Here is a 25,258-nt window from a genome sequence, read left to right on the forward strand (position 1 = left end):
CCGGATACGCTTTCGTAAAGCAATAGTTAGCTGATATTCTACCACACTATGAGCAAAACACACTTAACTGAACAGAAGTTTTCCGACTTCGCCCTGCACCCGCAGGTTATTGAAGCTCTTGAAAGTAAAGGGTTTCATAACTGTACGCCTATTCAGGCGTTAGCTCTGCCATTAGCTTTGTCAGGGCGTGATGTGGCGGGTCAGGCGCAAACCGGTACCGGCAAGACGCTGGCTTTTCTCGCGTCTACTTTCCATTATCTGCTTTCACACCCTGCAAACGCAGAGCGTCAGACCAATCAGCCGCGTGCTTTAATTATGGCACCAACCCGTGAACTGGCTGTCCAGATTCACTCTGATGCAGAAGCGCTGTCTCATGCAACTGGGCTAAAATTAGGTTTAGCCTACGGTGGCGACGGCTACGACAAACAGCTTAAAGTGCTGGAAAGCGGCGTTGATATTCTGATCGGCACCACCGGTCGCCTGATCGACTACGCTAAGCAGAACCACATCAATCTGGGCGCGATTCAGGTCGTCGTGCTGGACGAAGCCGATCGTATGTACGATCTCGGCTTTATCAAAGACATTCGCTGGCTATTCCGCCGCATGCCCGCAGCGGCGCAGCGACTAAACATGCTCTTTTCCGCTACGCTCTCCTACCGAGTGCGTGAACTCGCGTTTGAACAGATGAATAACGCCGAGTACGTGGAAGTTGAACCGGAACAAAAAACCGGCCACCGCATTAAAGAAGAACTGTTTTATCCGTCCAATGAAGAAAAAATGCGCCTGCTCCAGACGCTGCTGGAAGAAGAGTGGCCGGATCGCTGCATTATTTTCGCGAATACCAAACACCGCTGCGAAGACATCTGGGGTCATCTGGCTGCCGATGGTCATCGCGTTGGGCTGCTGACGGGCGACGTCGCACAGAAAAAACGCCTGCGTATTCTGGAAGAATTTACCCAAGGTAATCTGGATATTCTGGTGGCAACGGACGTTGCAGCACGCGGTTTGCATATACCTTCTGTTACCCACGTTTTCAACTACGATCTGCCGGATGACTGCGAAGACTACGTTCACCGTATTGGCCGTACGGGCCGTGCAGGACAAAGCGGATTCTCTATCAGCCTGGCCTGTGAAGAGTACGCGCTGAACCTTCCCGCTATCGAAACCTATATCGGTCACGGTATCCCTGTCAGCAAATACAACAGTGACGCGCTGATGAGTGATTTACCCGCGCCGAAGCGTTTAACGCGTCCACCGCGTTCCAATAATGGCCCGCGCCGACACAATGCGCCGCGCCGCAGCGGAGCGCCCCGAAATAACCGTAAACGAGCGGACTAACCGTCGATGCTGAGCTCTTCTTCACTTTACGCTGCCATCGATCTCGGCTCGAACAGCTTTCATATGCTGGTCACCCGGGAAACCGCAGGCAGCATTCAGACGCTGGCGAAAATAAAGCGTAAAGTCCGCCTTGCGGCAGGACTGGATAAGCAGAATCGGCTCTCGCAGGAAGCGATGCAGCGTGGCTGGCAGTGTCTACAACTGTTCTCTGAACGCTTGCAGGACATTCCGCAGGATCAGGTGCGCGTCGTCGCTACCGCAACCCTACGACTGGCAACGAACGCTGACGAGTTTTTGCAACGGGCTCAGGAAATTCTGGGCTTGCCGATTCAGGTTATCAGCGGTGAAGAAGAAGCACGCTTGATTTATCAAGGTGTAGCACATACGACAGGTGGCCCAGATGCGCGTCTGGTCGTGGATATTGGCGGTGGCAGTACCGAACTGGCAACGGGAATCGGCGCAAAAACGACGCAGTTGATCAGCCTCCCGATGGGATGCGTAACCTGGCTGGATCGTTACTTCAGCGACCGTAATCTGGAAGCCGGTAACTTTGAACGCGCTGAGCAGGCGGCGCGTGAAATGCTGCGTCCTGTCGCGGCTTCGCTACGCGAACAGGGCTGGCAAATCTGCGTCGGTGCTTCCGGCACAGTTCAAGCGCTACAGGAAATTATGGTCGCGCAGGGAATGGATGAATATATTACTCTGCCGAAACTCAGACAGCTTAAAGAGCATGCGATTCAGTGCGATAAGCTGGAAGAATTGGAAATTGATGGCCTGACGCTGGAACGCGCGCTGGTTTTTCCTAGCGGATTAGCCATTCTGCTGGCGATCTTCCAGGAACTCGACATCAAAACGATGACGCTGGCCGGAGGTGCGCTGCGTGAAGGGCTGGTCTATGGCATGCTGCATCTGCCCGTCGACCAGGATATCCGCCATCGCACATTGGCGACGCTGCAACGCCGCTATCTGCTGGATACCGAACAGGCTAAACGCGTCAGCACGCTGGCAGATAACTTTCTGCAACAGGTTGCTCGTGACTGGCAGTTAGATAACCGATGTCGCGAGTTACTGCGCAGCGCCTGTCTGGTGCACGAAATCGGCTTGAGTATTGATTTTCGCCAGTCACCCCAGCATGCAGCCTATTTGATTCGCCATAGCGATCTCCCTGGCTTTACGCCCGCCCAGAAAAAGCTGTTAGCCACACTCCTGCAAAACCAGATTAACCCTGTCGATTTAATGCCGCTCAGTCAGCAAAATGCGCTGCCAGTTAATCAGGCACAGCGCCTGTGCCGCCTGTTGCGCCTGGCGATTATTTTTGCCAGCCGCCGCCGCGATGACACGCTGCCAGCAGTACGGTTGCGCGTAGAAGGTGAAGCATTGCGTTTGATTCTGCCCGCTGGCTGGCTAGCTCAGCACCCGTTACGGGCAGAAATGCTGGAACAAGAAAGCCGCTGGCAGAGTTACGTACACTGGCCGCTGATGCTGGAAGAAACTCCCGCTTAACAAGCATATAGGGGAGAACGCTTTACTCCCCTTTTGCTTTTGCTAACATCGCCCGGATGTTGGCGACGTTCGTCTGACCTTTCTGCATACGCTCTTGTGCGCTAACCACTTTTCTTTCCGTTTCCCACACCACATCATCCTGCGGCAATTCAAGCAGGAAACGACTCGGCTCGGGGCGCACCAACTCACCATACTGGCGGCGCTCTTTGCACAATGTGAAGAACAGTTCGCGCTGGGCACGCGTAATTCCCACGTATGCCAGACGCCGCTCTTCATCGACGTTATCTTCATCAATACTGCTCTGATGCGGCAAGAGGCCTTCTTCCATCCCAACCAAAAAGACGTACGGGAACTCGAGGCCTTTGGACGCATGCAGCGTCATTAGCTGAACCTGATCCAGCTCCTCTTCGCTTTCACCACGTTCCATCATGTCCCGTAGCGTGAAACGCGTCACCACCTGCGTCAGCGTCATCGGTTCATTCAGATCGGAGCCTTCCAGCATTTCGGTCATCCAACTAAATAGCTGGTTGACGTTCTTCATCCGCATTTCGGCGGCTTTTGGGCTGGGCGAGGTTTCATACAACCAGCTTTCGTAGTCCAGCCCATGAATCAGATCTCGCACGGCAGCTACCGGTTCACGCTCTGCCAGACGGGCGATTTCCCCCAGCCAGTGGGTAAACCGTTGCAGGGATTCCAGCCCACGGCCGGTCAGCGACTGGCTCAGCCCAAGATCAAAACTTGCGCTGAACAGACCTTTATTACGTTGCCCTGCCCACTCGCCTAGTTTCTTCATCGTCGCAGGGCCAATCTCACGCTTAGGCGTGTTCACAATGCGTAAGAACGCGCTGTCATCGTCCGGATTGGTCAGTACGCGCAGGTAAGCCAGTAAATCTTTGATTTCAGGTCGGGAGAAAAAGGACGTACCGCCGGAGATACGATACGGGATACGGTTCTGCATCAGCATCTTTTCAAACAAGCGCGACTGATGATTGCCACGATACAAAATGGCATAGTCACCGTACTGGGTCTTTTTAATAAAGTGATGGGCAATCAGCTCACCCACGACCCGCTCCGCTTCGTGATCTTCGTTATTGGCGGTAATCACTTTGAGTTCATCGCCGTAACCCAGCTCCGAGAACAGACGCTTTTCAAAAACGTGCGGGTTATTGGCGATGAGAATATTGGCTGCTTTCAGAATACGCCCGGATGAGCGGTAGTTTTGTTCCAGTTTGATCACATCAAGCGCGGGGAAATCCTGCTGTAGCAACACCAGATTCTGTGGACGCGCCCCGCGCCAGGAGTAAATAGACTGATCGTCATCGCCTACGACGGTGAAACGCGCGCGGCTGCCGACCAACAGTTTAACCAGCTCATACTGGCTGGTATTGGTGTCCTGATATTCATCCACCAGCAGGTAGCGCAAGCGGTTCTGCCAACGTTCACGCACCTCAACATTTTGTTTCAACAACAGCGTAGGCAACAAAATCAGATCGTCGAAGTCCAGTACGTTACAAGCGCGCAGGTGGTCGTGATAGAGCGAGTAGCAGTGCACAAACAGCTTGTCGCGTTCGGAGCGAGCGGTTGCTGCCGCACCGGCAGGATCGATCAGATCGTTTTTCCAGTTTGAGATCGTAGAGATCAGCTGTTGCAGCAGAACTTTATCGTTTTCCAGCCACTGCTCCGTCAACTCTTTTAGCAGCGCCATCTGGTCTTGATCGTCAAACAGGGAGAAGTTGGATTTCATGCCCAGCGCAACGTATTCACGTTTGATGATCTCCAGCCCCAGCGTATGGAAAGTCGCGATCATCAACCCACGCGTTTCTTTACGCCCCAGCGTTTGCGCCACACGCTCCTTCATCTCACGTGCGGCTTTGTTGGTAAACGTCACGGCGGCAATGTGCCTAGCCTGATAGCCACACTGGCGAATAAGGTGCGCGATTTTGTTGGTGATAACGCGGGTCTTGCCTGAACCTGCGCCCGCCAGAACCAGACAAGGTCCGGTGACGAATTCGACGGCGTGTTGTTGGCTGGGGTTTAAGCGCATAACGATCTTGCTCACTCATAAAACGGAAGGCGATTGTAGCAGAAAGCCGTATCGATCTTGACCAGGGATTTGTTATTAAGGAAAGCACATCGCAGTCCACATCTTGCGTTGCAAATGTTACATTGCGCGGTGGAATCTCTTTTGCAAAAAAGGTAATAACATGGCAAATACCGCAGCAGCCCTACACATTCTGGTAGACACTGAACAGCAGGCTAACGATATTCTTGCTCAACTGGAAAAAGGTGCCGACTTCCAGAAACTGGCACAGAAGCACTCGACCTGCCCGTCAAAACGTAACGGCGGCGATTTAGGTGAGTTTCGTAAAGGCGACATGGTGCCGGCTTTCGATAAGGCGGTGTTTTCCTGCGAGTTGCTGAAACCGTTTGGTCCAGTGAAAACCCAGTTTGGCTACCATGTGATCAAGGTGCTGTACCGCAACTAAGTCGTCCTACGACGCCCACAAACATAAAAAGCGCGCCGACCTTCCGGTTTGGCGCGTTTTTTCTTAACCTATCGTCATCAGGCTAGCATTGCCGCCTGCGGCGGCGGTATTAATGCTCAGAGAGCGTTCAGTCAGCAGCCGTTCCAACTGAACGTGGGTCTCGCCCTGCGCATAGCCTAACGGCTGGATAATCGGGCCATCGCGCGTTGCAAGCACCTCACTCAACTGCCGTAACCGATCGGCATCCCCATGATAAATGACGCCATGAAAAGACACCTTGTGCCGCAGCCAATCGGGCGTGAATTGAATATGAGACTGCACCTCAGCAGGTAGACGGTCATAGAGCACTTTCTCGTGCTCACCTTCCGGCCATAGCAGCTTTCCGCCTGTCGCCAGCACCGCAGCCGTCTGAATCAAGCGATCGTCCTCATTCTCCGCCAGACACAGAATCCGCTCACGCGGCAGCAGCGTGTAGGAATTACGTTCCCCTGTCGGGCCGGGCAGCAATAGCGTTGTCCCGCTCACGCTATATTCTCTGTAGCGCTGGCATAACGCCGCCAGCCCGTGACGCTCCCCGGCAATCGCCCAGTCCTCTAGCGCCTGTAGCCCCGTCAGCAGCGACGATCGAGCAGACATATCCAACGCCTGTTCGCGGTTCTGCTGTGCGAATTCTGCCGCAAGCGCATCGTCCGGCCGATGTGTCAGCAAGCGGTACAGATAAAGCGGCCCGCCAGCCTTTGGTCCGGTTCCCGATAAGCCTTCCCCGCCAAACGGTTGAACGCCGACGACGGCACCGACCATATTGCGGTTCACATACTGGTTACCCACCTTCGCCTGGCCCGTCACACGGAGGATAGTTTCATCAATGCGGGTATGCACCCCCAACGTCAGGCCGTATCCCGCTGCGTTGATTTGCTCAATGACTGCATCCAACTGCTGGCTTTGATAGCGAACGACGTGTAAAACTGGACCAAAAACTTCTTTTTTCAGCTCGTCTATCTTGCCCAGTTCGATCAGGGTCGGTTTCACAAACGTCCCATGTCGCCACGTCTCCTCATCCTGCGGATACGCTGCCTGAAATACCGTATGGCCTTTCGCCCGCATCGTCTGGATATGCAGCTCCACGTTCTCTTTCGCCTCGGCGTCAATCAGCGGGCCGATATCGGTCGATAGCCGCTCAGGATTCCCCATTCGACACTCCGCCATCGCGCCACGCAGCATAGCCAGAGTGCGATCCGCGATATCCTCTTGCAGGCACAGCAGGCGCAGCGCCGAGCAACGCTGTCCGGCACTGTCGAATGCAGAGGCAATAACATCATTTACCACCTGTTCCGTCAGCGCAGATGAATCGACAATCATCGCATTCAGGCCACCCGTTTCGGCAATCAGCGGCGTCAAACGCCCCTGTGGATCGAGCCTGCCCGCGATACCGCGTTGCAGGGTTTTGGCAACGGTCGTCGATCCGGTAAACACCACGCCGCGTACCCGTTCATCGTTCACCAGCGCCGCACCAATCGTTTCTCCCTGTCCGGGCAGCAGTTGCAGTACGCCCTGAGGGACACCCGCTTCCCGTAAAATACGCACCGCCTGCGCCGCAACCAGCGGTGTCTGTTCAGCGGGCTTCGCCAGCACGCTGTTTCCTGCCGCCAACGCGGCAGAAATTTGTCCAGTGAAGATCGCCAGCGGGAAATTCCACGGGCTGATACAAACCACCGGCCCCAGCGGACGATGGGTATCATTGGTGAATGAATCCCGAATCTGCGCCGCGTAATAGTGTAAAAAGTCCACCGCTTCGCGCACTTCCGCAATCGCGTTACTGAAAGATTTACCCGCTTCCCGCACCAGCAGCCCCAGCAGGCTTTGCAACTGCCCTTCCATCAGCGAGGCGGCCTGATTCAATATCGCGGCACGCTCTGCGGGCGGCGTCGCAAACCAGATAGAACCAGCATGCACCGCCGTTTCTATCGCCAGTTCAACATCTGCCACGGAGGCATCGCGAACATAGCCAACCACATCGTGTACATCGGCGGGATTCACGACCGGCCTTTCTTCACTCGCCTCGCTTTCCCCCTCAATCATTGGTGCGGCGTACCACGGCTGGGACGCGTGATTCAGCAACGCGCTGGAGAGCGAAGCCAGTCGATGCTCACTCGAGAGATCCAGCCCGCTCGAATTCTGCCGTTCCAGCCCATATAGCTGACGCGGCAGAGGAATTTTGGGATGCGGTGCGCCCATGCTCCATTCCACTTTTGCCAGCGCCTCTACGCCACGAATCGGATCGGCAATCAGCGTTTCCAGCGCCATTGAGGTATCCGCAATGCGATTAACAAATGAGGTATTCGCGCCGTTTTCCAGCAGGCGTCGTACCAGATAAGCCAACAGCGTTTCATGGGTGCCGACCGGCGCATAAATACGACACGGACGGTTTAGTTTTCCGTCAGCAACCGCGCCCACCACCTGATCGTAAAGCGGTTCACCCATGCCGTGCAGGCACTGAAACTCATACTGGCCGGGATAATAATTGTTGCCCGCCATGTGGTAGATCGCGCTTACCGTCTGCGCGTTGTGCGTGGCGAACTGCGGGTAAATCAGATTCGGTACGGCCAGCAGCTTGCGGGCGCACGCCAGATAAGAGACATCGGTATAGACCTTACGCGTGTAAACCGGATAGCCTTCCAGCCCGTCAACCTGCGCGCGCTTGATTTCACTGTCCCAGTACGCCCCTTTCACCAGACGAATCATCAGACGTCGACGGCTGCGCTGTGCCAGCTCAATCAGCGCATCGATGACATACGGGCAGCGTTTCTGATAAGCCTGAATGACAAATCCGATACCGTTCCACCCCGCCAGCTGTGGCTCCATGCAGAGTTTTTCCAGCAGATCGAGCGAGATCTCCAGTCGGTCGGCTTCCTCTGCATCGATATTGATCCCGATATCGTACTGACGTGCCAGCAGCGTCAGCATCAACAAACGTGGATAAAGTTCTTCCATCACCCGATCATACTGTGACCGACTATAGCGGGGGTGCAGCGCCGACAGTTTGATGGAGATACCCGGCCCTTCATAAATTCCGCGCCCGTTCGAGGCTTTGCCGATAGCGTGAATCGCCTGCTGATAGGCCGTCAGATAGGCGGCAGCATCGTGCTCCGTCAGCGCGGCTTCACCTAACATATCGTAAGAGTAACGGAAGCCTTTACTCTCCCGTTCGCGGGCATTTGCCAGCGCCTCACCGATGGTTTCCCTTGTAACAAATTGCTCCCCCATCAGTCGCATCGCCATATCGACGCCTTTGCGAACAAGCGGCTCACCGCTTTTCCCGATGATACGGTTAAGCGAAGTCGACAGGTGGGCTTCATTGTGTGTCGCCACCAACTTTCCGGTAAACAGCAACCCCCAGGTAGCGGCATTCACGAAGAGCGACGAACTATGACCTAGATGCGCCTGCCAGTTTCCCCGACTGATCTTGTCGCGAATCAGCACATCACGCGTGGATTTATCAGGAATACGCAGCAGCGCTTCAGCTAAACACATCAACGCCACCCCTTCCTGAGAAGAAAGTGAGAATTCCTGTAGCAATCCTTGCACAATGCCCGCGCGCCCATTTCCGGCTTTCTGACCGCGTAATTTTTCTGCCAGTTGATAAGCCAGTTTCTGCGTTAACTGCGACATTTCATCGGTAAGTCTTGCCTGTTCAAGCAAGATAGGCACCAGTTCACTTTCGGGACGGCGGTAAACAGAAGTAATGGCGGCGCGGATAACGGACTGAGGAAGAACATGCTCAGCAAAATCAAGAAAGGGTAGGTGGGTTTCTTCTTCCTGAGATTGCGGCATAATCTCTTCCGCTTCAATGTGGCTGACGTTCGCCCATTGCGGTATTTCAGGAGTGTCGAGGCCACTTTCGAGGCGTTCGAGGTAATGGAAAATAGCCTGTTTGATCAGCCAGTGCGGTGTGCGATCAATACGCTGTGCTGCCGCCTTGATGCGTTCGCGCGTTTCCTCATCGAGTTTGACACCCATCGTGGTAGAGCCCATAGAGTCCACTCCTGTAATAAGAAGATGCACATCGGGATAACGCCAATATCAACCATGTTGCAACTTTGTGCAACCTTGTTAACAAATGGAGCGGTTGCAACCCCTTATCACCTCCAGACCTCGTTCCGGCCTGAGTGATGACGATAAAACACAGCGTCGCCGCGACAGCGGCACGAAAAATAATGTGGAGAGTTGAATGACAATTAGCACACCCATGCTGGTGACGTTTCTGGTGTATATTTTCGGGATGGTCCTCATCGGCCTGTTTGCCTACCGCGCCACCAATAACTTTGGCGATTACATTCTGGGCGGACGTCGGATGGGAAGCGTGGTCACTGCCCTGTCGGCTGGCGCTTCTGATATGAGCGGCTGGCTGCTGATGGGGTTACCGGGTGCCATTTTCATTTCCGGTATTTCTGAAAGCTGGATCGCTATCGGCCTGACGTTAGGCGCATACCTGAACTGGAAATGGGTCGCCGGACGCCTGCGCGTACACACCGAAATCAACCACAACGCGCTCACCCTACCTGACTATTTCACCCACCGTTTTGAAGATAACAGTAAATTGCTGCGCGTGATCTCCGCGTTAGTCATCCTGATTTTCTTCACCATCTATTGTGCATCTGGCGTGGTAGCAGGGGCGCGTTTGTTTGAAAGCACCTTTGGCATGAGCTACGGCACCGCCTTATGGGCAGGCGCAGCGGCCACCATCGCCTATACTTTTATCGGCGGCTTTCTGGCCGTCAGTTGGACGGACACCGTTCAGGCCAGCCTGATGATTTTCGCCCTGATTCTGACGCCGGTGATGGTCATTTTATCGCTGGGAGGAATAGACACCTCGCTAATGGTGATTGAAGCGAAAAACCCGGCCAATCTGGATATGTTTAAAGGGCTGAATTTCGTCGCTATCATCTCGCTGATGGGCTGGGGTCTGGGCTATTTCGGCCAGCCGCACATTCTGGCGCGCTTTATGGCCGCGGATTCACACCACACGATCCACAGCGCACGCCGTATCAGTATGACCTGGATGATTCTTTGTCTGGCCGGTGCCGTAACGGTAGGCTTCTTCGGTATCGCCTACTTTAACAATAACCCGGATCAGGCTGGCAACGTGGCGCAAAACAGCGAGCGCGTCTTTATCGAGCTGTCCATGCTGCTGTTCAATCCGTGGATTGCCGGCGTGCTGCTGTCTGCGATTCTAGCGGCCGTGATGAGTACACTGAGCTGCCAGTTGCTGGTCTGTTCCAGCGCCATCACCGAGGATTTATACAAGCCATTCCTGCGCAAAAATGCCAGCCAGAAAGAGCTGGTCTGGGTGGGGCGTGCCATGGTGCTGTTAGTGGCGATCATCGCTATCGCGCTGTCGCTTAACCCGGAAAACCGCGTGCTGGGTCTGGTGAGCTATGCCTGGGCAGGCTTCGGTGCCGCATTCGGGCCAGTGATTTTGATTTCTCTGCTGTGGCCACGTATGACGCGTAACGGCGCACTGCTCGGTATGATCGTGGGTGCGGCAACGGTGTTGATCTGGAAACAGTACGCCTGGCTGGGTCTGTATGAAATCATCCCCGGTTTCATCTTCAACTGCCTGACTATTTTCATCGTCAGCCTGCTGGGTAAAGCGCCATCAAAAGCAATTACCGACCGCTTCAATCAAGCAGAAGCAGAATATAAGTCTGTTTGATCAAACACGTTTGATTGCGACAAAAGTCCGGCGATAAAAAAGCTCAAAAAAAGAGGGCACAGCTAATGCTGTGCCCTCTTCTATTTCGATCACCGACAGGAATTAACCCGCAACGGCGATACGCTTCATATCTTTCATGTAACCGCGCAGCGTGTGGCCTACGGTTTCGATTGGGTGGTTACGGATAGCTTCGTTAACATCACGCAGCTGTGCGTTGTCTACTTCGGTACCCGCGACCGCTTTGCCCAGATCGCCCGGTTGCAGAGATGCCATGAACGCATCTTTCAGCAATGGAACAGCAGCATTCGCAAACAGGTAGTTACCGTATTCTGCGGTATCAGAGATCACCACGTTCATTTCATACAGACGCTTACGCGCGATGGTATTGGCGATCAGCGGCAGCTCATGCAGTGATTCGTAGTAAGCCGACTCTTCGATGATGCCAGAGCTCACCATGGTTTCAAACGCCAGCTCAACGCCCGCTTTCACCATCGCAACCATCAGCACGCCGTTATCAAAATATTCCTGCTCAGCGATTTTACCGTCGAACTGCGGTGCGTTTTCGAATGCCGTTTTACCGGTCTCTTCACGCCAGGTCAGCAGTTTCACGTCATCGTTCGCCCAGTCAGCCATCATGCCGCTGGAGAATTCGCCGGAGATGATGTCGTCCATGTGTTTCTGGAACAGCGGCGCCATGATGCCTTTCAGTTGCTCAGACAGTGCGTAAGCACGCAGTTTCGCTGGGTTCGACAGGCGATCCATCATCAGCGTGATCCCGCCTTGCTTCAGCGCTTCGGTGATGGTTTCCCAGCCGAACTGAATCAGTTTTTCTGCATAAGCCGGATCGGTGCCTTCCGCAACCAGTTTGTCGAAGCTCAGCAGAGAGCCAGCCTGCAACATACCACACAGGATGGTTTGCTCACCCATCAGGTCAGATTTCACTTCTGCAACGAAAGAGGATTGCAGAACACCAGCACGGTGGCCACCGGTGGCCGCAGCCCAGGCTTTAGCGATGGCCATGCCTTCGCCTTTCGGATCGTTTTCTGGGTGAACCGCGATCAGCGTTGGTACGCCGAAACCACGCTTGTATTCTTCGCGTACTTCCGTACCTGGGCACTTCGGAGCCACCATCACAACGGTGATGTCTTTACGGATTTGCTCGCCCACTTCAACGATGTTGAAGCCGTGAGAGTAACCCAGCGCTGCACCTTGTTTCATCAGCGGTTGTACTGCCTGAACCACAGCAGAGTGCTGCTTGTCTGGCGTCAGGTTAACCACCAGATCAGCCTGTGGGATCAGATCTTCGTAGGTGCCAACGGTGAAGCCGTTTTCAGTCGCTTTGCGCCATGATGCGCGTTTTTCGGCAATCGCTTCAGCACGCAGGGCGTAAGCGATATCCAGACCAGAATCGCGCATGTTCAGACCCTGGTTCAGACCCTGAGCACCACAGCCGACGATCACCACTTTTTTCCCTTTCAGGTAGCTCGCCTCATCGGCAAATTCATCACGCCCCATAAAGCGGCATTTGCCTAATTGATCCAGCTGCTGACGCAGGTTTAATGTGTTGAAGTAGTTAGCCATGTCGTGCTCCGTATACGGTTTGGTTTGTCTATTATTCGAGAAAGGATTCCCACCAGATGGGAATTCACTATGACCCCATCATATGACAGGAATTGCGTTGCTTAAATTGATATATTAACAACGTCACATTGCACTATTTGCAAGATAAAAAACGGGGCCTGCATCGCATGGATTTACGTGATCTCAAATTATTCCTGCACCTCGCAGAAAGTCGGCACTTTGGTCGTACTGCCAAGGCGATGCACATCAGTCCGTCCACGCTGTCGCGGCAAATTCAGCGGCTGGAAGAGGATTTAGGGCAGACGCTGTTTCTGCGTGATAACCGTACCGTACAGCTCACCGATGCCGGAGAGCATCTGAAGCTGTTCGCCCAGCAAACGCTGCTGCAATACCAGCAGCTACGCCACACGATAGACCAGCACGGACCATCATTAAGCGGCGAGTTGCGGATCTTCTGTTCCGTCACCGCCGCCTACAGCCACCTGCCGCCGATTCTGGATCGCTTTCGGGCGCTGCACCCGCTGGTAGAAATTAAGCTGACAACCGGCGATGCCGCCGATGCCGTTGAGAAAATTCAGTCGAATGATGGGGATTTGGGGATTGCAGGGCGCCCAGAGGCACTCCCGGCCAGCGTGGATTTCATGCCGCTCGATAAGCTGCCTCTGGCGTTGATTATCCCAGCCCTTCCCTGCCCTGTTCAGTCGCTGGTGCGGCAAGCAGACCCAGACTGGTCGCAGATTCCGTTCATCCTGCCAGAGCACGGCCCGGTGCGTAAGCGCATCGATCTGTGGTTCCGACGCAACCACATCACCAATCCGCAAATTTACGCCACCATCTCCGGGCATGAAGCGATGGTATCGATGGTCGCGCTGGGCTGCGGCATCGCACTGATTCCAAATGTCGTGCTAGAGAACAGCCCAGAACCGGTACGCAACCGCGTTTCTGTCTTTGTCGAACAGGTAATGGAGCCGCTTGAACTCGGCGTGTGTGTACAGAAAAAACGGCTTAGCGAACCGTTGATTGCCGCCTTTTGGGACATATTACAGGATACGCCATGAAGATAGCCTTCACTGCCCTTATCGCTGCTGGGATGACGTTAGCCTCCCTCAGCCACACTGTGCAAGCCGCCAGTTTTCCCTGCGAAAAAGCCGCCTCAACGCAGGAAAAGCTGATTTGCGCCAGCCCGCTGCTCGGGCAGCTTGATGAAGAACTGGCGCAAGCATGGAAGACCTCCCGCGCGTTCCTAACGGCGTACGACAACAGCGCACCGTGGGAAAAAACGCTCAACCAGTTTCAGCGTGGCTGGCTGACCACCCGCGATCAATGCAAAGACGAAGACTGTCTACGCCAGCGCTATCAGCAGCAGTTAAATCGGCTGCGCTATCTGAATGACATCGCGCAGCACGCCCTCCCTTCGCCGATTACGCCCGTGAAAAACACCACCTGCTTTCATGGCTCATTCAGCTATGAGTATGTAATGTCAGGGCTTTCCGCCGAGGAGTACCGCGATCTGGGGGATTATTTTCGGGAAATGTACGATCAGAAAGCGCCCTACCACGCCGTCAGCCTGACCATGACCAACCCGCGCGGCAAGATTGAGGGCGGCGCATCCATTGCCTTCCGCTACGGTAACAAGCTGGATGATGCTGCCTTTACGGCTCGTCAGATGAGCGATGTACAGGCGATTGGCAAAGGCGAAAGCAGCTTCGGCCAGCAGGTAAAATTACTGCTCACCTGCATTGACGATGATCATCTGCAAATCGCCACCTTCGGCAGTAATCGGGAAGAAGGTTACCTGTTTAACTATTTGCTCGAGCGGGATAAAAACCCACTGGTGCAGCAGAAAACGCCGTAGCGTTGGCTCACTCGGGCTCTAGCGTTCAAACCACTTATCCGCCGAAAATGCCCGCGTGTCGGATTCCGTTTCCTGCGCGGCTTTCTTCATAGTTTCGACGTTCATCAGGTAATGATAGAGCGGTTCAAGCTGGGTAAAACCCTGTGACAGAACCGTCACCAGATCACCGGAAAACAGCGCGTCCATATCCTGCCGGGTACATATCGCGGCAAACGACTTACGGTTATACCAGTCAGCCAGTTCCGGATCCTGATCTTTAATCAACGGGCGTTTGTAGCTTTCGCCTTCCAGTGTGAAGGTATTGCCCAAACAGCTCGCCACGTCAAGAAACTGTGATGGATTCCCGCGCAGCGTCTGGCGGAACAGGTCCATCGTATTACGCGTCGCGCTGTAATAGCCCAGCCCGTAACGCCAGGTATCCGGTGTGATTTCAAAGAAATACACCGGCGCGTCCGTCCAGTCTTTACGTGTGCGCTTGAAGGTCAACCACATATGGCTGCGATAGCGTGATTTATCGTGAGAAAAGCGGGTATCGCGGTGAATACGGGAGAGCGTTTTGCCGATGGCAGGACGCGTTTCAAAATGGTCGTCAATCTGCAACATGGTCAGACTGAGCTCATCCACCAGCATGCGGAACGGCGCAACCAGTTGCTCATCGTAAACCGCACGGTGCTCATCAAACCACGCTTTATCGTTGTACTGCCGTACCTGCTGGAGAAACGTTAAACCCGCTTGAGAAAAACCGGTGAACTGCGTTGCCATAAAGAAATGCCATCCCTGTTGCTGTCAGATGGCATTAAAGATAACGCCGCCGACGGAGAAACACCATCGGCGGTGCTAGGGGAAACTCAGCAATTAACCCGCTAAAAAGAAGCGGAACGCTGGGTTATGGGTTTCGTCGTGGCATTCATAGCCCAGCGCCTGCAAGTGTTGCTCGAATTCCCGATCGCCCGCATCCAGTTCGAACGCAGCCAACACGCGACCAAAATCCGTGCCGTGGCTGCGGTAATGGAACAGCGAAATATTCCAGTGCGTCCCCAGCGTATGCAGAAATTTCAGTAACGCACCGGGTGATTCTGGGAACTCAAAGCTGTACAACCGTTCCTGTAACGGTTTGGAAGGGCGTCCGCCAACCATATAGCGAACGTGCAATTTCGCCATTTCATCATCGGACAAATCCACCACTTCATAACCATCCGCAGACAGCTCGGCGATAATCTCCTGCCGTTCCGCATAGCCGCGCGTCAGACGCACGCCGACAAAAATGCAGGCATCTTTGGCATCCGCGTAGCGATAATTGAACTCGGTGACGGAACGTCCCCCTAACAGCTGGCAAAACTTCAGGAAGCTGCCCTGTTTCTCGGGGATCGTCACGGCCAGCAAGGCTTCGCGCTGTTCACCCAGCTCGCAGCGCTCGGAAACATAACGTAACCCGTGGAAGTTGACGTTCGCACCAGACAGAATATGCGCCAGACGCTCACCCTGAATCTGATGCTGTTGGATGTATTTTTTCATCCCCGCCAGCGCCAGTGCACCCGACGGCTCGGCAATCGCACGGACATCCTCAAACAGATCTTTCACTGCCGCACAGATGGCATCGCTGTCGACGGTAATCACATCATCCAGATATTCCCGACACAGGCGAAAAGTCTCATCGCCGATGCGTTTCACCGCCACACCTTCGGCAAACAGCCCAACACGCGCCAGATCGACCGGTTGCCCGGCATCTAGCGCCGCGCGCAGACAGGCAGAATCTTCCGCTTCCACACCGATCACCTGAATCTGCGGCATCAGCTGTTTGATCAGTACGGCAACACCTGCCGCCAAGCCACCACCGCCGACCGGTACAAACACGCGATCCAGATGCGCATCTTGCTGTAGTAATTCCAGCGCCAGCGTACCCTGTCCAGCAATCACCGCGGGATGATCGAACGGCGGCAGAAAGGTCATATGTTGCTGCTGTGACAGCTCAATAGCTTTAGCCTTGGCTTCATCAAAGTTAGCGCCGTGTAGCAGCACTTCGCCGCCAAAACCACGCACCGCGTCCACCTTGATATCAGCCGTCGCCACGGGCATCACAATCAGCGATTTAATCCCCAGCTTGCTGGAAGAGAGCGCAACACCTTGCGCATGGTTACCGGCTGACGCCGTTACCACACCGTGTGATTTTTGCTCATCGCTCAAACCGGCCATCATCGCGTACGCGCCACGCAGCTTGAAGCTGTGCACCGCGTGCCTGTCTTCACGTTTTACCAGAATGACATTACCCAGCCGCGAAGAGATCTTTTCCATCTTCTCCAGCGGTGTAACCTGCGTGATTTCATACACTGGCGATCGCAAGATCGCCCGCAGGTACTCCGCGCCCCCCGGCGCGGCAGGAAGAGGTTGTGACACAGCCATCAGCATTAGCCTCCCAGCTTGCTTTTATCCCGCACAGCGCCTTTATCCGCGCTGGTTGCCAGGCTAGCGTACGCACGCAGTGCAAAAGACACCTGACGTTCACGATTATGTGGCGTCCAGGCCTGTTCGCCTCTCGCCTCTTCCGCTGCGCGGCGGCTCGCCAACTCAGCATCATCCAGAACCAGCGCAATGCTGCGGTTCGGAATATCAATCGCGATAGTGTCGCCGTCCTGTACTAAAGCAATGGTGCCGCCGCTGGCCGCTTCAGGAGAGGCATGGCCGATAGACAGGCCAGACGTGCCGCCGGAGAAGCGTCCATCGGTAATCAGCGCACAGCTTTTACCCAGCCCCATCGATTTCAGGTAGGTGGTCGGATACAGCATTTCCTGCATTCCCGGCCCACCTTTCGGCCCTTCGTAACGGATCACAACCACATCACCCGCTACAACTTTCCCGCCCAGAATAGCCTCTACCGCATCATCCTGGCTTTCATACACTTTCGCCGGACCGCGGAATACCAGACTGCCTTCATCCACGCCTGCGGTTTTCACGATACAGCCATTTTCTGCCAGATTGCCGTACAGCACGGCCAGACCGCCATCCTGACTATAGGCAAACTCACGGGAACGAATACAACCTTCCTGACGATCGGTATCCAGTGAATCCCAACGACAATCCTGCGAGAATGCTTTGGTCGTACGGATACCCGCCGGACCGGCGGAATACATGCTTTTCACGCTTTCATCCTGCGTCAGCATGACGTCATAGGCTTCCAGCGTTTCTGGCAACGTTTTGCCCAGCACGTTATTAACTTCACGGTTCAGCAGGCCAGCCCTATCCAGTTCGCCCAGAATACCGATCACGCCGCCAGCACGGTGTACGTCTTCCATATGGTATTTCTGTGTACTTGGTGCCACCTTACACAGATGCGGAACCTGACGTGACAGTCTGTCGATATCAGTCATCGTGAAGTCCACTTCACCTTCCTGCGCCGCTGCCAGCAGGTGCAATACGGTATTGGTGGAACCGCCCATTGCGATATCCAGAATCATGGCGTTTTCAAATGCGGCTTTATTCGCGATGTTGCGCGGCAATACGTTCTCATCATCCTGTTCGTAGTAACGCTTCGCCAGACCGACAATGCGTTTGCCTGCATTCAGGAACAACTGTTTACGGTCGGCGTGCGTCGCCAACAGCGAACCGTTGCCCGGCTGAGACAGACCCAGCGCTTCGGTCAGGCAGTTCATGGAGTTAGCGGTAAACATACCGGAACAGGAGCCGCAGGTCGGGCAGGCAGAACGTTCCACCTGTTCGCTCTGCTGATCGGAGACTTTAGGATCCGCGCCCTGAATCATCGCATCCACCAAATCCAGCTTGATGATCTGATCGGATAATTTGGTTTTCCCAGCTTCCATCGGGCCGCCGGACACGAAAATCACCGGAATATTCAGACGCAGCGACGCCATTAACATTCCTGGGGTGATTTTGTCGCAGTTGGAAATACACACCATTGCATCCGCACAGTGGGCATTGACCATGTATTCAACGGAGTCGGCGATCAGTTCACGGGAAGGCAGGGAATAGAGCATACCGCCGTGCCCCATCGCGATACCGTCGTCCACCGCAATGGTGTTAAATTCTTTCGCGACACCGCCGGAGGCTTCTATCTGCTCGGCAACCAGTTTACCCAGATCGCGCAAGTGAACATGGCCGGGCACAAATTGGGTGAAGGAGTTGACCACCGCGATAATCGGTTTACCAAAATCGTCGTCGGTCATCCCGGTGGCGCGCCACAAGGCTCGGGCACCGGCCATATTACGGCCGTGAGTGGTTGTGGCTGAACGGTACTTAGGCATGCTCTGTTACTCCAAAAATTACGAATTTGGCGATGACGGAACGCGTCACCGCCTGACTGTCTTGATTGATTACTGATTTATCGGATCCAACCAGCCCCATTTATCTTCGGTTTCACCGGTAAAGAGGCCAAAGAACGCCTGCTGCAAGGCTTTGGTGACCGGGCCGCGTTTGCCAATACCAACCTGAATGCCGTCGACGCTGCGCACTGGGGTAATTTCTGCCGCAGTACCAGACATAAAGACTTCATCGGCCAGATACAGTGACTCGCGGGATAGCACCTGCTCACGCACTTCATATCCTGCATCTTTCGCCAGTTTGATGATAGCGTCACGCGTAATGCCTGGCAGCGCCGAAGAAGTAAACGGCGGCGTGAAAATAATACCGTCCTTCACTTCAAACAAGTTCTCACCCGCACCTTCGGAAACATAGCCATGGACATCCAACGCGATCCCCTCCTGATAGCCGTGGCGACGCGCTTCGCTACCCACCAGCAGGGAGGACAGATAGTTACCACCCGCTTTTGCGGCGGTTGGAATGGTATTCGCCGCCACGCGATTCCAGGACGACACCATCGCATCAATGCCGGCTTCCAGCGCTTCTTCACCCAGATACGCGCCCCATGGGAACGCCGCAATGATCACATCGGTTTGATAACCTTCTGGTGGGTTAACACCCATACCCACATCACCAATGAACACCAGTGGACGAATATAGGCGCTGGTCAGGTTATTTTTACGCAGCGTTTCACGGCAGGCTTCCATCAGTTCATCTACGCTTTGCGCGACGGGCATACGGTAAATTTTTGCCGAATCACGCAGGCGCTGCATGTGCTCACGGTGACGAAAAACTACCGGACCCTTATGTGAATTGTAGCAACGAACACCTTCAAAGACGGAGGTGCCATAATGCAGGGCATGCGACATGACGTGTACTTTTGCTTCAGCCCATGGAACCATCTCGCCATTGAACCAAATGTAGTCCGCTTTTTTTGTCATTCTTCTTTTTCCTTACTCTTTTGCGTTAGGCGCTGATCTGCTGTGATGTCGTCATCGGTTGAATGTCAACGCAGGCAATATCCAACAGCTTGCTCAATTGCGTTGACAATAAATCCACCGAACGATGGCTGGCAACGGTCAGTTCAATATTAATGTGATCGGTATTGGTGGTTTGCACCATATTCATCGCGCAGACTTTAAAGCCGCGATGGCGGGTAACACGCAATACACGCTCCAGAACCTCGGGACGAAAGCGCGCCTGAATCGAAAGTTGATGGTGTGTCATTCTGTTATCTCCAGCACTTATTCTGTGTAAGTCGGCCATTGTTTGATGTTGTCGGGCTTATTCGGTTTTATCGAGCATCGTTTCGTTACCCGCACCCGGCGGAACCAGCGGCCAGACGTTTTCGTATTCATCGATCGATACGTGAAGTAAATAGGGTCCTTCGCTGTTAAACAGAGCGTCCAGCGCGGCATCAATTTGATCTTTACGGGTGATGCGCTGGCCGGGGATATCAAACGCGCTTGCCAGCGTTAGGAAATCAGGATTATCAGAGAGATCGGTTTCACTATAGCGTTCATCAAAGAATAACTGCTGCCACTGACGTACCATACCTAACCGCTGGTTATCCAGCAGCACGATCTTCAACGGCAGCCGTTTTCGTTTGATGGTGCCCAGTTCCTGAACGTTCATCATGAAAGAACCGTCGCCGGAAATGCAGATAACCATGTCGTCCGGACGCGCAACCTGTGCACCGACCGCAGCCGGTACGCCGAAGCCCATCGTGCCGAGGCCGCTGGAGGTGATGAAATTCTCAGGACGACTGAACGTCATATGTTGTGCGGCCCACATCTGGTGCTGACCCACATCAGTCGTGACCACAGTATCCGCATCCATTCGTTCGGAGATCGTTTTCAGCAGCGCAGGCGCATAAATCGCCTGACCGGGATGATCATAACGCCACGGGTATTCCGCCTTCATCATGCTCGCCTGCTGGCGCCACGCACTGACATTCAGCGGCTGTTGCAGCGCGGGTAATATTGCTTTCAGATCGCCTTGCAACGCGACATTTGCATGACGCAATTTGCTCAGTTCTGCTGGGTCGATGTCCATGTGAATCACGCTGGCATGAGGCGCGAAGGCGTTCAGTTTGCCAGTCACGCGGTCATCAAAACGCGCCCCGACCGCGATTAACAAATCGCATTCCTGCACAATCAGGTTCGCCGCCTTCGTGCCGTGCATACCAATCATACCGAGATAATAGGGATGATTGGCATCCACGGCACCCAGCCCTTTCAGGGTAGAAACAGAAGGGATATCCGTTACGTTCAGGAATTCCCGTAGTGCCGGAACCGCATTCGCCATGCCGACCCCACCGCCAACGTACAGCACTGGTTTTTGCGCTTTCGCCAACAGGGCACTCGCCTGTGCAATATCTTGCTCGGGGAAATCGACATCGTTAGCAACGGGCGCAAAATTCGGCGTGAAATCACCTACCGCCAGCTGAATATCTTTAGGAATATCGACCAGAACAGGGCCAGGGCGACCGCTGTTGGCAATCGCGAACGCTTCTGCCATCACTTCCGGCAGTGATTCGAGAGACTCAACCAGAAAACTGTGTTTCGTACAGGCCAGCGACAGCCCCAGCACGTCGATCTCCTGAAAAGCATCGGTGCCAATCAGCGCCGATCCCACCTGCCCAGTTATCGCGACCACAGGGACAGAATCCAGCAGCGCATCGGCCAAACCGGTGATCAGGTTCGTTGCTCCTGGACCCGATGTCGCAATGCAGACGCCCACGTTGCCCGTGGAGCGGGCATAGCCAATCGCCGCCATCGCCGCGCCTTGCTCGTGGCGACACAGCAGGTGTTTAACGCCGCCGTCATAAAGTGCATCATAGACTGGCATTATCGCGCCCCCCGGATAACCAAAAACGGTTTCCACTCCCTGCGCTCGCAACGCTTGAACCACCCACTGTGCTCCATTCATAGTTATTTCCCCGACATCTTATGGGAATAACAGAATTTTATGCTGATGTTCATTTTCTGTTCCTTTCCGTTATAGATTGCGCCCAACAAAAAACCCCCGACCTTTCGGTGCGGGGGTTTTCTTGAATTAGGCCTTGATTTCTAAGCCATTCTTCGTCCAAGTGCAGCCCCGCACGGTGGGATAATAATCACCACCACGCTAATCACGACTAGGCTAATCACTAGGGATAGGGCTTTCATAATAGGTTGTTCATTAATCTTCTGTCGAACGAATACCTACAGAGTTATCACAGTAAGACATGGCCTGACAACCATTTTTTTTCATTACCACCCGTAAGGATTACCTATGATACGGGAAAAAATACAACGTAATCATAAGGTAGAAGCACACCAAATTATTTTCACCCATTGGCGTAAAAATGAGCATTGTACAAGAAACGTGGCAGATAAAAATGGAAGTCCTCGATCGTCAGGTAGCGTTAAGCGATCGGTTCACCCTACATAATTGCGGCGCATCCCGCACAAATTTTATTCATTACTGCAACAGAGAATTATTTCATGACACCGCTGCGCAGACTGGCGAAGACGGTCTCTACTTTTTCTTCCTTGCCAGACATGATGCAAATCATCAGCAAAGGGGAAATAGCATGTCATTGGCAGTTACCTATACTCGGGCGATGATTGGTGTACAAGCACCGGACGTTTATATCGAAGTTCACATCAGCAGCGGGCTGCCGGCCCTAACACTGGTGGGCTTACCAGAAACCACCGTCAAGGAAGCGCGCGATCGCGTGCGCAGCGCACTCATCAATTGCGGATTTACCTTTCCAGCAAAACGCATCACGGTCAATCTCGCCCCCGCAGACCTGCCAAAAGAAGGGGGACGCTACGATCTGCCGATTGCTCTGGCGATTCTGGCGGCCTCAGAACAAATTGATGGTGAAAAGCTCAGCCGTTACGAGTTTCTTGGCGAACTCGGCCTGTCTGGCACCTTACGTGGCGTCAATGGCGCAATTCCCGCCGCATTGGAAGCCATAAAGTCAGGCCGCCAGCTTATCCTGCCAGATGATAATAAACGGGAGATGGCGCTGATACCGCAGGGTGAAGCGCTAATGGCCGGGCATTTGTTAGATGTGTGCGCGTTCCTCAGCGGGGAAGAAGAGTTGCTCAGTTGCTCTGACATCACACCGACCACGCAGTCAGAAGAAGATACGCTCGACTTGAAGGATATCATCGGTCAGGAGCAAGCTAAACGCGCGTTGGAAATCGCGGCGGCGGGCGGTCACAACCTGCTCTTGTTAGGGCCACCAGGAACAGGGAAAACCATGCTGGCGAGTCGATTAGGCAATCTGATGCCCCCACTAAGCGATGAGGAAGCGCTGGAAAGCGCCGCCATTAACAGCCTCATCAACATTGATGCCACCATGACACGCTGGCGAGCCAGACCGTTCAGAGCACCGCATCATAGTTCTTCCATGGCTGCACTCGTGGGCGGAGGGTCGCTACCCAAACCCGGAGAAATCTCGCTCGCCCACAACGGCGTACTGTTTCTGGATGAACTACCGGAGTTTGAACGGCGCGTTCTGGACTCGCTACGAGAGCCTCTGGAGTCCGGTGAAATTATCATCTCTCGCACGCGAGCCAAAGTATGTTACCCAGCACGCGTGCAGCTCGTTGCCGCAATGAATCCCAGTCCATCAGGACACTATCAGGGCATTCATAATCGATTGCCAGCACAACAAATACTGCGCTATCTCAGCAAACTTTCGGGTCCCTTTTTGGATCGCTTTGACCTTTCTATCGAAGTCCCTTTGCTGCCACCAGGGGTCTTATCTCAGCAGCATTATCAAGGCGAAAGCAGCGCAAAAATTCGCGAGCGCGTGCTGACAGCACGGCAAATACAGCTGAAACGAGCAAATAAAATCAACGCACTGCTCACTTCACGCGAAATAGAAAAACACTGCGGATTGGAGATGGCTGATGCCGCCTATCTGGAAGAGGTGATGAACAAACTTGGCTTATCCGTACGCGCATGGCATAGGATATTGAAAGTCGCACGCACGATCGCTGATCTCGGCGATCGGGACAACATAGAGAGAAAACACCTTGCCGAAGCGCTGAGCTATCGCTGTATGGATAGATTGCTCATCCAGCTCCACAAAAGCCTTGAATAGCGAGCGCGCTACATTGGTATTGGTTCACCACAAAAGGAAATGGGGCTAACGCCCCACCCTTAATTAATCATCGCTTTCAGTGTATTCTTCCACCGCGTCCATCTGCGGCTTACCACCAGACAACGTATGGAAGCGTTTAGGACGACGAATACGATCCAAATATTTGGACCAGATTTTTTCCAGTTCCGTTTCCGCTTTACGTTCGCCGCGACACATTGCAACAAACGATGTCTCTTCCTCAGTCACTGGTTCACGTTTACCCAAATCCAGCTCGTTAAACGCGTAACCGTGGCGTTCCAACAATTGTGCTTCTTTAATCGTAAAGTCGCCATGTCGGGAAAAACCACGCGGGTAGAACTTGTTATCAAAAAAACGATTAGTGGTAGAGAAGCTTTCTGCCATCTTACACGCTCCTAATTCTTCTATGGTCGTGTTGTTTATGGCGCGGAGTATTAGATAGGCTTGACATTGTGTAAAACAAAACATTTAAATCATTACGACAAAATTTTTTTGGAGATGGGCGTGGATACCGAATTACTAAAAACCTTTCTGGAAGTCAGCAGGACAAGACACTTTGGCCGTGCCGCCGAATCCCTGTATCTCACGCAGTCAGCAGTGAGTTTTCGGATTCGCCAGTTAGAGACACAGCTAGGTGCCAACCTGTTCACGCGCCATCGAAACAATATACGCCTGACGCCCGCTGGCGAACGGCTTCTGCCCTATGCTGAAAGCCTTATCGGTACCTGGCAGATCGCTAAAAAAGAGGTCGCACGCTCGCAGCAACACAGCCTGCTTTCTGTAGGAGCAACCGCGTCGCTCTGGGAAGCCTATCTGACCCCCTGGCTACAATCGCTGTATCAACAGCGCCCACTGCTCCAGCTAGAAGCGCGAATTGCCTTACGTCATTCGCTGGTAAAACAGCTCCATGAACGTCAGTTGGATCTATTGATTACGACCGAGCAACCCAAAATGGAAGAGTTGGCGAGCCAGCTGCTGGGCAATTTCTCCCTTTCGCTGTTTGCAGCAGAAGCACACCCACCCGGACAGGAACTGCCTTATATAAAATTAGAGTGGGGCGCAGACTTTCATCAGCAGGAACATCGCCTATTAGCCAGCGATCAGCTTCCCGTTTTGACCACAACATCAGCCCATTTGACCCGCCAACTGCTTGAAACAACGGGTGGCTGTGCATTTTTACCCAGCCATTGGTTACAAACCTATTCCAATCTGCGAATAGTCGGTGACAGTCAGCCTGTCGTGCGCCCGTTTTATGCCGTTTGGTTACAAAACAGCGATCAGCAAACGATGATTCGTCAATTGCTGAAAACGCCTATTCTGATTCATTCATGACCTATTTTTGCTCACAT

19 protein-coding genes are annotated in these 25,258 nt (G+C 53.8%); 8 read left to right on the top strand and 11 right to left on the bottom strand.

Features of this window, described 5'->3' with window-relative positions; genetic code table 11:
• Positions 1–48 precede the first annotated feature (48 nt).
• Positions 49–1,338: an ATP-dependent RNA helicase RhlB gene (gene rhlB, locus KKH3_RS18830; RefSeq protein WP_039363256.1), complete on the top strand. Its 1,290-nt coding sequence runs from the start codon at positions 49–51 to the stop codon at positions 1,336–1,338.
• A 6-nt stretch (positions 1,339–1,344) separates the two neighbouring features.
• Positions 1,345–2,841 carry an exopolyphosphatase gene (gene ppx, locus KKH3_RS18835; protein ID WP_039363258.1) on the top strand — a complete coding sequence of 499 codons (1,497 nt, stop codon included), beginning with the start codon at positions 1,345–1,347 and terminating at the stop codon, positions 2,839–2,841.
• 22 nt (positions 2,842–2,863) lie between these two features.
• On the opposite strand, the gene rep is transcribed toward ppx, so the two are convergent.
• Positions 2,864–4,885, bottom strand: a complete 2,022-nt coding sequence (rep, locus tag KKH3_RS18840; protein ID WP_039363261.1) for a DNA helicase Rep — start codon at positions 4,883–4,885, stop codon at positions 2,864–2,866.
• 160 nt (positions 4,886–5,045) lie between these two features.
• On the opposite strand from rep, the gene ppiC reads away from it, so the two are divergent.
• Positions 5,046–5,327 carry a peptidylprolyl isomerase PpiC gene (gene ppiC / locus KKH3_RS18845; protein ID WP_015842110.1) on the top strand — a complete coding sequence of 94 codons (282 nt, stop codon included), beginning with the start codon at positions 5,046–5,048 and terminating at the stop codon, positions 5,325–5,327.
• A 63-nt stretch (positions 5,328–5,390) separates the two neighbouring features.
• Here the strand turns inward: ppiC and putA are convergent, their stop codons facing one another.
• Positions 5,391–9,359 carry a trifunctional transcriptional regulator/proline dehydrogenase/L-glutamate gamma-semialdehyde dehydrogenase gene (gene putA / locus KKH3_RS18850; protein WP_039363264.1) on the bottom strand — a complete coding sequence of 1,323 codons (3,969 nt, stop codon included), beginning with the start codon at positions 9,357–9,359 and terminating at the stop codon, positions 5,391–5,393.
• A gap of 196 nt (positions 9,360–9,555) precedes the next feature.
• On the opposite strand from putA, the gene putP reads away from it, so the two are divergent.
• Positions 9,556–11,040, top strand: coding sequence for a sodium/proline symporter PutP (putP, locus tag KKH3_RS18855; RefSeq protein WP_039363267.1), 1,485 nt, complete (start codon positions 9,556–9,558; stop codon positions 11,038–11,040).
• A 102-nt stretch (positions 11,041–11,142) separates the two neighbouring features.
• Here putP and ilvC read toward each other — a convergent pair whose 3' ends face one another.
• The gene (gene ilvC / locus KKH3_RS18860; protein WP_010283900.1) at positions 11,143–12,621 is read right to left on the bottom strand and encodes a ketol-acid reductoisomerase; all 1,479 of its coding nucleotides are present in this window, start codon (positions 12,619–12,621) and stop codon (positions 11,143–11,145) included.
• 167 nt (positions 12,622–12,788) lie between these two features.
• On the opposite strand from ilvC, the gene ilvY reads away from it, so the two are divergent.
• Positions 12,789–13,679, top strand: a complete 891-nt coding sequence (ilvY, locus tag KKH3_RS18865) for an HTH-type transcriptional activator IlvY (RefSeq protein ID WP_039363271.1) — start codon at positions 12,789–12,791, stop codon at positions 13,677–13,679.
• On the top strand, positions 13,676–14,476 hold the full coding sequence (locus KKH3_RS18870; protein ID WP_039363274.1) for a lysozyme inhibitor LprI family protein: 801 nt from the start codon (positions 13,676–13,678) through the stop codon (positions 14,474–14,476). Before ilvY ends, KKH3_RS18870 begins: the two co-directional genes overlap by 4 nt.
• An 18-nt stretch (positions 14,477–14,494) precedes the next feature.
• Here the strand turns inward: KKH3_RS18870 and KKH3_RS18875 are convergent, their stop codons facing one another.
• The 7 genes from KKH3_RS18875 to ilvL all read right to left on the bottom strand — a co-directional run bounded on the left by KKH3_RS18875 (position 14,495) and on the right by ilvL (position 21,957).
• Complete coding sequence (locus KKH3_RS18875) at positions 14,495–15,238, bottom strand: DUF2461 domain-containing protein (protein ID WP_039363277.1); 744 nt, start codon at positions 15,236–15,238, stop codon at positions 14,495–14,497.
• A gap of 93 nt (positions 15,239–15,331) precedes the next feature.
• Positions 15,332–16,876: a threonine ammonia-lyase, biosynthetic gene (ilvA, locus tag KKH3_RS18880; protein WP_039364348.1), complete on the bottom strand. Its 1,545-nt coding sequence runs from the start codon at positions 16,874–16,876 to the stop codon at positions 15,332–15,334.
• Between the two features lie 5 nt (positions 16,877–16,881).
• Positions 16,882–18,732 carry a dihydroxy-acid dehydratase gene (gene ilvD, locus KKH3_RS18885; protein ID WP_039363280.1) on the bottom strand — a complete coding sequence of 617 codons (1,851 nt, stop codon included), beginning with the start codon at positions 18,730–18,732 and terminating at the stop codon, positions 16,882–16,884.
• Positions 18,733–18,801: 69 nt separating this feature from the next.
• Complete coding sequence (locus tag KKH3_RS18890; RefSeq protein ID WP_039363283.1) at positions 18,802–19,728, bottom strand: branched-chain amino acid transaminase; 927 nt, start codon at positions 19,726–19,728, stop codon at positions 18,802–18,804.
• A gap of 25 nt (positions 19,729–19,753) precedes the next feature.
• Positions 19,754–20,014 (bottom strand): acetolactate synthase 2 small subunit, encoded by a 261-nt coding sequence (gene ilvM / locus KKH3_RS18895; protein WP_005969103.1) that lies wholly within the window; start codon positions 20,012–20,014, stop codon positions 19,754–19,756.
• Positions 20,015–20,071: 57 nt separating this feature from the next.
• Entirely contained in the window at positions 20,072–21,718 is a 1,647-nt protein-coding gene (ilvG, locus tag KKH3_RS18900; RefSeq protein ID WP_039363286.1) for an acetolactate synthase 2 catalytic subunit, read from the bottom strand.
• A 140-nt stretch (positions 21,719–21,858) separates the two neighbouring features.
• Positions 21,859–21,957, bottom strand: coding sequence for an ilv operon leader peptide (gene ilvL / locus KKH3_RS21985; protein ID WP_071531109.1), 99 nt, complete (start codon positions 21,955–21,957; stop codon positions 21,859–21,861).
• 407 nt (positions 21,958–22,364) lie between these two features.
• Here ilvL and KKH3_RS18905 point away from each other — a divergent pair, with 407 nt between their 5' ends.
• Positions 22,365–23,891 (top strand): YifB family Mg chelatase-like AAA ATPase, encoded by a 1,527-nt coding sequence (locus tag KKH3_RS18905; RefSeq protein WP_039363289.1) that lies wholly within the window; start codon positions 22,365–22,367, stop codon positions 23,889–23,891.
• A gap of 63 nt (positions 23,892–23,954) precedes the next feature.
• On the opposite strand, the gene KKH3_RS18910 is transcribed toward KKH3_RS18905, so the two are convergent.
• Positions 23,955–24,293, bottom strand: a complete 339-nt coding sequence (locus KKH3_RS18910; protein WP_010283921.1) for a MaoP family protein — start codon at positions 24,291–24,293, stop codon at positions 23,955–23,957.
• A gap of 120 nt (positions 24,294–24,413) precedes the next feature.
• Here KKH3_RS18910 and hdfR point away from each other — a divergent pair, with 120 nt between their 5' ends.
• The gene (hdfR, locus tag KKH3_RS18915; RefSeq protein WP_039364351.1) at positions 24,414–25,241 is read left to right on the top strand and encodes an HTH-type transcriptional regulator HdfR; all 828 of its coding nucleotides are present in this window, start codon (positions 24,414–24,416) and stop codon (positions 25,239–25,241) included.
• Positions 25,242–25,258: the final 17 nt, after the last annotated feature.

Origin of the sequence: Pectobacterium actinidiae (assembly GCF_000803315.1) — a bacterium.
GTDB classification, from domain to species: Bacteria; Pseudomonadota; Gammaproteobacteria; order Enterobacterales; family Enterobacteriaceae; genus Pectobacterium; species Pectobacterium actinidiae.